Below are 12109 nucleotides of genomic sequence, written 5' to 3'. Positions count from 1 at the left end.
CATAGATGCCGCCGAAGGCGAAGAGCGTGTTGAGGCCGTCGATATAGATCATCTTGGCCAGGAGGAATCGCGCGATGTTGGCGTGACGGCGCAGATCGCGGAAGGTGCGGATGAGTTGCGCGAGGCCGTCGCCGATGGCGGCGCCCAGGCCGCGTCCGGTGGCGGCGCGGTCGGGCACGAACAGGAACAGCGGCAGGCAGAAGAGTGCGAACCAGCCGGCCGTCAGCAGCATGGTCGCCCGCACAGGCTCGGCGCTCGACTTGTCGAGCCCGAACAGCGGATGGACCGGCAGCACGAAGGCCACCAGCGCCAAGGCGAGGCAGACGAGGCCGCCGGCATAGCCGAGCCCCCAGGCCCAGCCGGAAATGCGCCCGATGCGTTCCGGCCGTGCCAGGCCCGGCAGCATCGCGTTGTAGAACACGGTGCCGAGCTCGAATCCCACGGTGCCGACCGCCATCGCGACCAACGCCAGCATGGTGAACGCGGGATCGGGCCGCACGAACCAGAGTGCCGCTGTCGCCGCGACCGTCAGGACCGTCAGCCCCGCCAGCCAGGGCTTGCGCCTGCCGCCGACATCGGCGATCGCACCCAGCAAAGGACTGAGACAGGCGATGACGAGCGCCGCCAGTCCCGTCGCCTGGCCCCAGGCGGCGGTGCCGGCCGCGGGGCTCGCCGACACATAGCTGGTGAAATAGGTGCTGAAGAGGAAGGTCTGGACCACCGTCGGAAAGGCGGAGTTGGCCCAATCGAAGAAGCACCAGGCGAGGATGGCGCGCCTTTGCTCGGCCTTTCCGCCCGTCACCAGCTCGAGAGTCCGGCCTTCCGGCGCCGGTGTCGCGATCGTCAACTCAGCCGCCGAGCAGCGAGCGCAGCTCGCGATTGGCGACCGCAAGCTTGGCGAGATCGAGCCCGCCCTGCTGGCGCAGATCGGCGAACAGCATCTCGATACGCTGGACCGCGGAGCCGCGCGCTTGAGCCCATTGCTCGATCGTCTCGGCTTCCGGTGCCCCGTCGGCGACTCCGTTGGCGCTCAGCATCCGCTCGGTCAGGACGCGCTGATGTGAGTAAAGATCATCGAGCACCGCCGCGACCGCCATGCGGTCCCAATGGGTGTCGAGATTGACGCCGCCCGTGGCACTGCGCAGCCAGTTCAGATGGAAACGCACGCCCACCGCATAGAAGGTGCGTGCGACGCGCTCGAGCGATTTGCCGCTGCGCTGCGCGATCCGCACGATGTCGAGGCCGGGGGCCAGCAGATCGAGCCGCGCCACTTTGCGCGCCAGAGGATCCGGCACGCCTTCGAGCGTCAGGGCCTCGACCCGCTTGGCGAAGGCCGCCCGGTCGGTTTCGGTCAGATAATCCTCGAGCTGCGCGCCCAGCTTGGCGATGTCGCTGCGATGGGCCTCGATATGGGCGGCGATGTCGAGCGGCAGCTTGCCGTTGCGCAGGAACCAGAGCGTGCCGGCTTCGGCCAGCCGCACCGTCGCATCCGCCATCAGGGCCTGGAACTTCGCCGGCACCTTGTTGTCGAGCGCCTCGATCTCGGCCCAGAGCGCGCGCAGCTCGAACACGGCGCGGGTGACCGCATAGGCGCGGGCGATGTCGGAGGCGGCCTGGCCGGTCTTCTCCTTCATCACATGGATGAAGGTGAGGCCGGCGCGGTTGACCAGGCTGTTGGTCACGACGGTGGCGATGATCTCGCGGCGCAGCTGATGCTGGGCGATCTGGTCGGGGAAACGCTCCTGCAGCAGCTTCGGAAAATAGCGGCGCAGATCGTCGATGAGCTGCGGATCGTCGGGCAAATCGGAAGGCAGCAGCTCGTCATAGAGCGACATCTTGGCGTAGGCCATCAGCACCGCCAGCTCGGGGCGGGTCAGGCCGTGGCGCTGCGCCAGCCTCGTCGCCAGCGTCTCGTCGTCCGGCAGGAACTCGATCGCGCGGTCGAGCTTGCCGGCGCGCTCGAGGGCGCGCATGAAGCGGCCCTGCTGGTCGAGGCGGAACCAGCCTTGCGTCTCGGCCAAAGTGAGGGCCTGGGTCTGGAGGTAATTGTCGCGCAAGACCAGGCCGCCGACCTCGTCGGTCATCTGCGCCAGGAGCTTGTCGCGCTGCTTCAAGGTCAGGTCGCCCGCCGCGACCGACGCGTTCAGCAGGATCTTGATATTGACCTCATGGTCGGAGCAATCGACGCCGGCTGAATTATCGACGGCGTCGGTATTGAGACGCCCGCCTTTGAGCGCATAGGCGACGCGGCCGCGCTGGGTGAAGCCCAGATTGGCGCCTTCGCCCACCACCTTGCAGCGCAGCTCCTCGGCATCCACACGCAGCGGATCGTTGGTGCGGTCGCCGACATCCGCATGGCTCTCGGACGCCGCCTTCACATAGGTCCCAATGCCGCCGAGCCACAGCAGATCGATCGGCGTCTTCAGCATCGCGCGGATCAGGTCGTTGGGCGAGATGCTGTCGGCCGTCAGGCCGAAGGCGGCCTTCATCTGCGGCGTCACGGCGATGCGTTTGGCCTTGCGGTCGAAGACGCCGCCACCCTCGGAAATCAGGCTGGCGTCATAGTCGATCCAGCTCGAGCGCGGCAGGTCGAACAGCCGCTTGCGCTCGGCGAAGCTCTTGGCAGCATCGGGCGCCGGATCGACGAAGATATGGAGATGGTTGAAGGCGCCGATCAGGCTAATATGCTGCGACTGCAGCATGCCGTTGCCGAACACGTCGCCCGACATGTCGCCGATGCCGATGACGCTGAAGTCCGTGCTCTGGACATCGACGCCGGTCTCGCGGAAATGGCGCTTGACCGATTCCCAGGCGCCGCGCGCGGTGATCGCCATCTTCTTATGGTCGTAGCCGACCGAGCCGCCCGAAGCGAAGGCGTCGCCCAGCCAGAAGCCATATTCGAGCGAGACGGAGTTGGCGATATCCGAGAAGGTGGCCGTGCCCTTGTCGGCCGCCACCACCAGATAGGGATCGTCGGGATCGCGCCGCACCAGATTGGGCGGCGGCACCAAGCCATTGGCGGTGAGATTGTCGGTCAAGTCGAGCAGACCGCGCATCATGGTCTTGTAGCATTCGATCACTTCGGCCAGGAGCTGGTCGCGGCTCCCGCCCGCTGGCGGCTTCTTGACGACGAAGCCGCCCTTGGAGCCCACCGGCACGATGACGGCGTTCTTCACCATCTGCGCCTTCATCAGCCCCAGCACCTCGGTGCGGAAATCCTCGCGCCGGTCGGACCAGCGGATGCCGCCGCGGGCCACCTTGCCGCCGCGCAAATGCACCGCCTCCACGCGCGGCCCATAGACCCAGATCTCGTAGAGCGGGCGCGGCAGCGGCAACTCCTCGATCAGGCGGCTGTCGAGCTTGAAGGAGACATAGGTCTTCGACTCGCCGTCGCCGAGCGTCTGGTAGTGGTTGGTGCGCTGGGTCGCCAGGATGAGATTGAGGAAGCGGCGCAGGATCCGGTCCTCGTCGAGATTGGCGACCTGGTCGAGCGCGCGTTCGATCTCGGCCTTGATCGCGTCGGCACGGGCGTCCGCCTCGGCGCGGTGCGAGGGATCGAACAGGGTCCGGAACAGCTTGACCAGCAGGGCGGCGATCCCGGCATTGCGCGCCAGGGTCTCTTCCATGTAGCTCTGGCTGAAGGCCACCTGGATCTGGCGCAGATATTTGCAATAGGCGCGCAGGATCACCACGTCGCGCCAGGTCAGGCCGGCGAGCAGCACCAGGCGATTGAATCCGTCGTCTTCCGCCTTGCCGCGCCAGGCCCGCTCGAACGCCTTCTGGAAATTGTCCTTCACCGCGCCGATGTCGATGTCGTGGCCGTCGGCGGTGCACATCAGGAAATCGTGGATCCAGACGGGGCGGGGTCGATCCAGCGGCCGCACCAGATGCGGCGCCTCGGAAATCACCTTGAGGCCCATATGCTCCAGCATCGGCAGCACGTCGGAGAGCGGGATCTGATCGCCGGCATTGTAGATCTTGAAGCGCAGCTCGCTCGGCGGCGCCTCGACCGGACGGTAGAGGCTCATGGTCAGGCGCCCGCTCTCCAGCGCCTTCTCGATCAGGCCGATATCGAGCACCGCCCCATGCGCGTCGAAGCGCTCGCGATAGCCGGTCGAGAAGGCATTGGCGTAACGGCGCAGCAGCAACAGGCCCTGCTCCTCGCCGCGCGCATCGACCAGCGCTTCCTGCAGACTGTCGGCCCATGAGCGGCCGGCCTCGACCAGCTTGGCCTCGAGCTCGCCGGTATCGACATCGGGCACGGAGCCCGGCGTGGTGGCGACGATGAGCTGCAGGCGGCTCAGGGCCGCGTCGGTCATCTGGGTATAGAAGGCGGAGATGCGGCCGTTGAAGGCCTTGGCGACGATGTCCTGCATGCGCAGGCGCAGCTCCGTGGTGAAACGGTCGCGCGGCACGTAGATGAGGCAGGAGACGAAGCGCTCGAACGGATCCTTGCGCAGGAACAGGGCGACGCGCTGGCGCTCCTGCAGATGCAGAATGCCGAGCGCGATCTCGAACAGCTCGTCGTCGGTCGCCTGGAACAGCTCGTCGCGCGGATGGCTCTCGAGGATATGCAGGAGCGCCTTGCCGTCATGGCTGTTGGGCTCGAAGCCGGCGCGCGCGATGACGCGTTCCACCTTGCGCCGCAGCAACGGAATCTCGCGCGGGCTCTTGTTGTAGGTGATCGAGGTGAAGAGCCCGATGAAGAGCTGCTCGCCCGCGGGATTGCCCTCGGCATCGAAGCGCTTGATGCCGATCGTGTCCATATGAACCGGGCGATGGACGGTGGCGCGCTTGTTCGACTTCATGATCGCCAGCAATTGTGGCTGGCGCATGAAGGCGCGCACTTCGGCCGGCATGCGCTCGAAATTCTTCTGCCGGTCGAAGACCGAGTAATTGTCGTCGCTGAGGATGCCGAGCCCGCTGCCGGCCTTGACGGTCAGGGTCGCGTTGTCGCCTTCGCCGGAGAAATCGTACTCGCGATAGCCCAGGAAGGTGAAATGATCCTCGGCGACCCAGGCGAGGAAATCATGAGCCTCGGAAACCTCGTCCTTCGGCAATGGCAGCTTGGACTGGCCCAGCTCCTTGGTGATCTGCTCGATCCGGGTGCGCATCGCGGGCCAGTCGCGCACGGTCACGCGCACCTCGGCCAGGATCGACTCCAGCCCCTGTTTGATCTGCTCCAGCGTCTCCGGCGCGCTCTGCTCGGAGATGCGGATCTGCATGTAGGATTCGGCCGGCGCCGAGGCTTCGCCGGTGCCGGTCAGCTGGCCCTTGGCGTCGCGCTTCACGCGCAGGATCGGATGGATGACGAGATGGACCGTCAGCTCGCGCCGGTTGAGCTCGGCCGTGACCGAGTCCACCAGGAACGGCATGTCGTCATTGACGATCTCGACCACGGTATGGGGCGAGCGCCAGCCATGCTCGTCGAGGCGCGGGTTATAGACCCGCACCTTGGCGCTGCCGGGCGTGCGCTGCAGGCCGAAATTCCACAAGGTCATCGCCGCCGAGAACAGGTTCTCGGGGCTGTCCTCGAGAATGTCGTCGGGCGGGACGTTGGCATAGAACAGCCGCACGAACCGCTCGACGTCGGCGGCGCGCTTGCGATCGAGACGCTGCGCTGTCGTCTGCGCGGTGCGTTCGATCAGATCGGCTTTCGCCTGCTCGGCCCTGGTCCGCATGGTCACTTCCTTCGCCTTCGCTGACGTGCCCCGGAGAGGGTCCCGCAAGCCGGCCCCAGGCCGACCGGTTCAATGGGGAAACACGCTAGCCCCCTGGAAAATAAGGGCAAGCCTCCACCCTCAACAGTAAAGCTGATTTTAACACCAGTCATATTACCCTGTTTTGGCAATGTGATAGCCGGTCCGTAAAGGATTTGCCGCGGATTTGATCGGAGGATCCGGGCCGGCTCACGCCGATGGGGCCCGTAGCCGATCTCCAGGCAGACATCCGGGCCAGGGACCGGCCGGGAGTGCCGGGCCGGTTCGAGATCGAAGGAGTGCCATGCGATGACGATCATGGGTGAGGCACGCGTCGAACAGATGCTGCGGCGGCTGCCGCCGACCGTCCGGGACGCGCTGTCGGAAGATCAGACCGAGGCCATCCGAATGGCCATGTCGGAACGGTGGCCGGAGCCGCGCCATCCGCTGGATCTGCGGATCGGCCTGCCCTGGCCGGGCGGCGGGATCTTCCTGTCGTTGGTCGGCGGACGCGAACGCCGTTCGCCGGCGCGCCGGCGCCTGGACCGGGCCAGCCGGCCGCTCGGCACCACCGGCAATGTGCTGTTCTTCGTCATGCTGGCAATCCTGCTGGCGTTGCTGATGGGCGGCGGTATCGCCGTCGCCTGACGCTGGGGGCGCCCCCGGCGCCCTCATTCGCCGATGCAGGGCTGGGGGATCGCGCTATCGGTGCGCGACAGGACCGGCAGCACGATCCCGGTCATCGCCACGAAGACCCGCCGAGCGGCGATACGTCGCTCAACCAGGGTGAAAGCCCGGGCGGTGGGGCCATTCAGTTGGCCCGCGCGGGCTTCAACTGATAGCGGCCCGCGACGATGCCGTTGAACATCTCCGTGACCATCGGGTGGCGGATCGGGCCGTTCTCGTCGTCCGGCAACAGGTTCTGCTCCGACACATAGGCCACATAGGTGGTCTGGGCGTTCTCGGCGAGCAGATGATAGAAGGGCTGGTCCTTGCGCGGCCGGACCTCGGCCGGGATCGCCTCATACCATTCCTCGGAATTGGCGAATTCCGGATCGACATCGAAAATGACACCGCGAAACGGGAAGATGCGATGCCGCACGATCTGACCGATGGTGTATTTGCTGAGCTTGGCCGGCATGAGGGTTTGGGTTCGCCCGGCCCCTCGAATCCTCGGCTTCCGCCCGGATGGCGGAAATCCGGACGACCGGGGCCGATTCTCTTTCCTGCCAGGACTTTAGCATGGCATTCGAGGGGAAAAAGGACTGTGCTGGTCCAAGGCCCTGTTGGAACCGGTTCGTGGCGGGCAGACAAGGTGGCGGGGGTCACGGTTTATTGGTTGACGGACAAGCCAAACACTCTGAGATGAATTGTCTTTTTCCTGTTGCGGTTGCGGGTTAGGTTGAAACGCAGAGGCGAAAAGGATCGAGAGACCGCATGACGAATGCCGCCTTCTATCTTGAAGCCACGGCGCTGCGTTCGCCCGATGCGACCGCAGTCATTTTCCGCGACCGCCCCTACAGCTACAGCCAGATCCATCGCTGGGTGGCCAAGGTCGCTTCGGGCCTGACGGCGCAAGGTTACGGTCCCGGCGATCGCATCGCGCTCTGCTGCAACAATCGCCCCTCCTTCCTCATCGCCTATTTCGGCATCCTGATGACGGGCGCCACCGTCGTGAATCTGCTCTGGACCTCGACCGAGCAGGACTTCGCCTTCATGCTCGAGGATTCCGAGGTCGATGCGTTTCTCTGCTTCGACAATTACGGCGACGATCCGGTCGCGCCGCGCGCGATCGCCGCGATGCGCCGTGTGCCGCGCGTCAAGAAGCTCTGGATCCTGCCGGTCGATCCCGAAGGCGCTTCGACGGTCAAAGGGTTTCCGTCGCTCGCCGACTTGATGAACGGCCAGCCCGAACGCTTCCCGATCCATCATTTCGAGCGCGAGGATCCGGCCCTCGTCGTCTATACTTCCGGCTCGACCGGCAAGCAGAAGGGCCTCGAGATCTCGGCCGGTGCCGTCGCCGAGGTGGTCAACCTCACCGTGCCGCTGTTCGAGATCGACCATTGCCGCGTGCGGCTTTCCATCTTCACGATGGAATGCATGATGTCGCAGCTGTTCCTGATCCTGCAGCCGGTCTTCCTCGGCCAGAGCGTCATCTATCTCGAATGCGAGAACCCCGAGACCCTGATCGACAAGAAAAATCCGGGCGTGGTCTGGCAGAACATCGTCGATCACGGCGCGACCTTCATCGTCGCGGTGCCGAGCTTCTATCGCTGGCTGCTGGATCATGCCGATGGCGTGCGGAAGGAACAGGTGCCGCTCGAGCTCTGCATCAGCGGCGGTGCCGCCCTGCCCGCGGCCTGGGAGCGGGAGTTCCGCGAGCGGCTCGGCGTGCAGCTGCGGGCCGGTTATGGCGCGTCGGAGACCTGCGCGGCGCTCGCCTGGTCCTGGCCCAGCGGCGGCCAGCATGAGGGCTATGCCGGCAAGATCCTGCCGGGCATCGAGGCCCGCATTGTCGATGACAACGACAACGATCTGAAGCTGACCGATCGCGGCCATCTGCTGGTGCGCTCGCCCGCGATGATGACGCGCTATATCAACCGCCCCGACCTGACCGCGACCACGATGAAGGACGGCTGGTATCACACGCGCGACATCGCGACCTTCAGCAGCGACGGCTATCTGAAGATCATCGGGCGGATGGACAGCCGCATCACGCGCGGCAACGAACATATCGTGCCCGAGGTGGTGGAGAGCCTGCTGCAGCGTCATCCTGCCGTTTCGCTGGCTGCCGTGGTGGCGGTTCCGCATCCGACCTACGGCCAGGATGGAAAAGCCTTCGTCACCCTGAAGCAGAAGAAGGCGATCGACGCGCAGGCCCTGCTCGACTGGTTGCGCGGCGAATTGCCGGTCGGCCAGGCTCCCGGACAAATCGAAATTCGTGACGCCTTGCCGATGACGAACACGGGCAAGATCGCACGCCACATGCTCAGCTGAGCCGGCGGACCCGCGCTTGCCGCCTCACGCGTCTTCGCCCTTCCCCTTCGCGAGCCGCCATGCCCCCAAGTTCGGGCCCGCGGCGTTCGGCCGAGGCCTGACGTGACAGGCGAGAGCGCGACCATTCTGCCGACGCCCCTGCTTCGTCCCGGCGAGCGCCGGATCAGCCTGATCGCGATCCTCGCCAGCGCCTTCGCCTCCACCGCGACCTTCGCCATGTCCACGCCGCTGCTCTCCATGCGCCTCGAGGCGCAAGGAGTGAGCGGCAGCATCATCGGCCTCAACACCGCGGTCGAGGCCGCGGCGATCCTGTTCTTCACCCTGGCGACGCCGACCCTGGCGCGCCGCCTCGGCGCCGCCAACGCGCTCTATCTCGGCGTCGCGATCATGACGGCGGCGATCGCCCTGCTGCCGATCTGGAACAGCATCGAAGGCTGGTTCGTGCTGCGCTTCGTGATGGGTGCGGGCATCGCCATTCATTGGGTGATCGGCGAGGTCTGGCTCAACACCGTCGCCGACGACGCCACGCGCGGGCGCGTCGTCGGGCTCTATGTCACGACCATGTCGGCCGCCTATTGCCTGGGCTTCCCGGTCCTGATGATCACCGGCACCGAGGGCTACCTGCCTTTCTATCTCATCACCGGCACGGTGGCGGCCTCGGCCTTGCCCCTGATTTTCGCGCGTAGGTTGATTCCAAGTCTGCCCTCGGAACCGGCCGCCCACTACGCCACCCTGCTGCGGCGCCAGCCGATCCTGATGGCGGCGGCGGTGCTGAACGGCGTGCTGATCAACTCGGTGCTGGCCTTCTTCCCGATCTTCTCGGATCGCATGGGTGTGGGCGAGCGTGCCGGTTTCGGCATGCTCTTCGCCGTGGCGCTGGGCAATGTCCTGCTCCAATTGCCGATCGGCATCATGGCCGACCGGCATGACGGGCGCGACGGGCGCAAGCTCCTGATCCTGCTGGCGGTCGCAAGCGCCGGCGGATTCCTGCTGCTGCCGCTGGTGCTGGGCAGCCTGGCGGCCTGGCCGCTGCTGACCATCTGGGGCGGCTCCTTCGGCGGGCTCTATACGGTCGGGCTCGCCATGGTGGGGCGCCGCTTCGGGCCGGGCGATCTCGCCGCCGCCAACGCGCTCTTCGCCTTTACCTACGAGACGGGGACCCTGGTGGGGCCGGTCTTGGTCGGAGCCAGCCTCGATTTCTGGAATCCCTATGGCTTCCTCGCTGCCGGCGGCGGCGCCTGTCTCCTCTTCCTCCTCATCGCCCTGACCCGCCGCGTCTAGCGGCCCGCCCGGGTTTGTCCGGGATGGTCTTTGCCGCTCCCGCCGGGATCGCCATATCATCAGGGACTTGAACGGGGCATGACCCAGGAGCATCCGGCGATGAACGGCAAGACCAACGATCGCGCGACACCCGTCACGATCCTGGGCTGGGGCCATACCCGTTTCGGCAAGCTGAGCGATCAGACCCTGGAAAGCCTGATGGGGGCGGCCGCCACGGAAGCCCTCGCCCATGCCGGGGTCGAGGCCCGCGACATCGACGAGGTGGTGGTCAGCCATTTCAACCAGGGCATGGACCCGCAAGGTTTCCCGGCCTCGCTGCCGATCCAGGCCTTGCCCGATCTGCGCTACAAGCCGGCGACGCGGGTCGAGAATGCCTGCGCCAGCGGTTCGGCCGCCATCCAGCAGGGCATCAAATCGATCGCCGCCGGCCAGGCCCGGCTGGTGCTGGTGGTGGGTGCGGAGAAGATGACCGGCAACACCGGCCCCGACATCCAGAAGGCCCTGGCCTCGGCCAGCTATGTCGCCGAGGAGGCCGGGCCGAACGCCTCCTTCGCCGGCATCTTCGCCCAGATCGCGCAGCTCTATTTCCAGCGCTATGGCGACAAATCGGACGCGCTGGCACGGATCGCCGCCAAGAACCATGGCTATGGCGCGCTCAACCCCCTGGCCCATCTGCAGAAGGATCTGGGCTACGAGTTCTGCCGGCGCATCACCGCGGAGAATCCCCTGGTGGCACCGCCGCTGCGGCGCACCGATTGCTCGATGGTCTCCGATGGCGCGGCGGCGATCGTGCTGGCGGCGCCGGATCTCACGGAATCCAACGACCGCGAGATCCGCATTCGCGCGACCGCGCATGTGAACGATGCGTTGCCCATGAGCGGGCGCGACATGACGTTTCTCGAGGGCGCCGCGCGCGCCTGGAAGCAGGCACTGTCGCGCGCGGGTCTCGCGCTCGACGATCTCGATTTCGCCGAGAGCCATGACTGCTTCACCATCGCCGAACTGATGCAATATGAAGCGATGGGCCTGGCGAAGCCGGGCCATGGCGCCGAGCTCCTCGAGGAAGGTGCGACCTCGCTCGGCGGGCGCCTGCCGGTCAATCTTTCGGGCGGGCTCAAGGCCAAGGGCCATCCGATCGGCGCCACCGGCGTCTCGATGCATGTGATCGCCGCGCGTCAGCTCGCGGGTGAGCCCCTGGGCGCCAAGCGCGAAGGCGCGCGGCTCGGCGGCCTCTTCAACATGGGCGGCGCCGGCGTGGCGAATTACTGCAGTATTCTGGAACGCGTGCGGTGACGCCGTTGCCGCGATCGGAACGCGTTCCATGATCGAAGGCCTCGTCACCTATGAGCGGCTCATGCCGGGCGCGAAGATCGGCAGCCTCAGCCTCGATATCGCGGCTGCGGACATCGACGACTACCGGAGGATCACCGCAGGCACGGATCTGGAACTCCCTCTGTCGCCGGGGCTCGCGGTGGCACTGATGATGCGGGCCTATATGCGGCTCATGCCGGAACGTCCACCGGGCTCGATCCATGCCTCGCAGAAGCTGCGCCTCGGCGTTCCTTTGGCGGCGGGCGACCGGGTGACGGTCGCGTTGCGCTGTGCCGAGAAGGAACGGCGCAAGGAGCGCGGCTGGGTGCGATTCGAGACGGAGATTCGCAACCAGGCGAGCGCCCTGGTGCTGGCTAGCGAGCATTGGGTGGTGTGGGGCCAATGAGTGCCAGCAAACGGCTTCTCTCCGATCCGCCCGATCGCCTGGTCGAGCGCCGGCTGCAGCTCACCGCGGAAGGCATCCGCCGCTACGGATCGCTTACCGAGGACCCCAACCCGATCCACTACGACCCAGCCTTCGCCGCCAGGACGCCCTTCGGCAAGCCGGTCGCGCAGGGCACCTTCACGCTGAACGCGCTGTGGGCCGCAGTCACGGCGACCTTCGGACCGGATGGCATGGCCGGCATGGTGGCGGATCTGCGCTTCGTGAAGCCTGTGATCGAGAATGACAGTGTGACGGGGAAGGGCGAGCTTATCGCCGCCAATCCGCCGACCTACCGCGTTTCCATCGTCGATTCGGCGGGTGCTCATGTCGTCGAAGGCCAGGTGAGTTGGCCAGCGTAGGGTTGGTGTGTCTTCTG

9 protein-coding genes are annotated in these 12109 nt (G+C 66.2%); 6 read left to right on the top strand and 3 right to left on the bottom strand.

All coding sequences use genetic code 11. From position 1 onward, the window contains the following. A partial coding sequence (locus tag ACREE8_RS19780) for an MFS transporter (protein ID WP_431574731.1) occupies positions 1 to 847 on the bottom strand: 847 nt, incomplete at its 3' end. A gap of 1 nt (position 848) precedes the next feature. Then, positions 849 to 5681, bottom strand: coding sequence for an NAD-glutamate dehydrogenase (locus ACREE8_RS19775; RefSeq protein ID WP_431574730.1), 4833 nt, complete (start codon positions 5679 to 5681; stop codon positions 849 to 851). A 327-nt stretch (positions 5682 to 6008) separates the two neighbouring features. Here ACREE8_RS19775 and ACREE8_RS19770 point away from each other — a divergent pair, with 327 nt between their 5' ends. After that, positions 6009 to 6347 (top strand): hypothetical protein, encoded by a 339-nt coding sequence (locus ACREE8_RS19770; protein WP_431574729.1) that lies wholly within the window; start codon positions 6009 to 6011, stop codon positions 6345 to 6347. Positions 6348 to 6510: 163 nt separating this feature from the next. Here the strand turns inward: ACREE8_RS19770 and hspQ are convergent, their stop codons facing one another. Then, positions 6511 to 6840, bottom strand: coding sequence for a heat shock protein HspQ (gene hspQ, locus ACREE8_RS19765; protein WP_431574728.1), 330 nt, complete (start codon positions 6838 to 6840; stop codon positions 6511 to 6513). 296 nt (positions 6841 to 7136) lie between these two features. Here hspQ and ACREE8_RS19760 point away from each other — a divergent pair, with 296 nt between their 5' ends. The 5 genes from ACREE8_RS19760 (at position 7137) to ACREE8_RS19740 (ending at position 12092) form a co-directional block, all read left to right on the top strand. Continuing rightward, complete coding sequence (locus ACREE8_RS19760) at positions 7137 to 8696, top strand: class I adenylate-forming enzyme family protein (RefSeq protein WP_431574727.1); 1560 nt, start codon at positions 7137 to 7139, stop codon at positions 8694 to 8696. A gap of 102 nt (positions 8697 to 8798) precedes the next feature. Further along, positions 8799 to 9977 carry an MFS transporter gene (locus ACREE8_RS19755; protein ID WP_431574726.1) on the top strand — a complete coding sequence of 393 codons (1179 nt, stop codon included), beginning with the start codon at positions 8799 to 8801 and terminating at the stop codon, positions 9975 to 9977. A gap of 78 nt (positions 9978 to 10055) precedes the next feature. Beyond that, positions 10056 to 11270 carry an acetyl-CoA acetyltransferase gene (locus ACREE8_RS19750; protein ID WP_431574725.1) on the top strand — a complete coding sequence of 405 codons (1215 nt, stop codon included), beginning with the start codon at positions 10056 to 10058 and terminating at the stop codon, positions 11268 to 11270. Positions 11271 to 11298: 28 nt separating this feature from the next. Then, positions 11299 to 11694 carry a MaoC family dehydratase gene (locus ACREE8_RS19745; protein WP_431574724.1) on the top strand — a complete coding sequence of 132 codons (396 nt, stop codon included), beginning with the start codon at positions 11299 to 11301 and terminating at the stop codon, positions 11692 to 11694. Then, a complete protein-coding gene (locus ACREE8_RS19740; protein ID WP_431574723.1) occupies positions 11691 to 12092 on the top strand; it encodes a MaoC family dehydratase in 402 nt (133 codons plus the stop codon). Before ACREE8_RS19745 ends, ACREE8_RS19740 begins: the two co-directional genes overlap by 4 nt. Positions 12093 to 12109: the final 17 nt, after the last annotated feature.

This window comes from Hypericibacter sp., from assembly GCF_050729195.1.
GTDB lineage: Bacteria > Pseudomonadota > Alphaproteobacteria > Dongiales > Dongiaceae > Hypericibacter.
This window is presented reverse-complemented; position numbering and strand designations above follow the sequence as displayed.

Excerpts from the sequence above, each read along its gene's own strand:
- ACREE8_RS19775 (WP_431574730.1), bottom strand. The coding sequence starts at position 5,681 with ATGCGGACCAGGGCCGAGCAGGCGAAAGCCGATCTGATCGAACGCACC.
- ACREE8_RS19770 (WP_431574729.1), top strand. The coding sequence starts at position 6,009 with ATGACGATCATGGGTGAGGCACGCGTCGAACAGATGCTGCGGCGGCTG.
- hspQ (WP_431574728.1), bottom strand. The coding sequence starts at position 6,840 with ATGCCGGCCAAGCTCAGCAAATACACCATCGGTCAGATCGTGCGGCAT.
- ACREE8_RS19760 (WP_431574727.1), top strand. The coding sequence starts at position 7,137 with ATGACGAATGCCGCCTTCTATCTTGAAGCCACGGCGCTGCGTTCGCCC.
- ACREE8_RS19750 (WP_431574725.1), top strand. The coding sequence starts at position 10,056 with ATGACCCAGGAGCATCCGGCGATGAACGGCAAGACCAACGATCGCGCG.
- ACREE8_RS19745 (WP_431574724.1), top strand. The coding sequence starts at position 11,299 with ATGATCGAAGGCCTCGTCACCTATGAGCGGCTCATGCCGGGCGCGAAG.
- ACREE8_RS19740 (WP_431574723.1), top strand. The coding sequence starts at position 11,691 with ATGAGTGCCAGCAAACGGCTTCTCTCCGATCCGCCCGATCGCCTGGTC.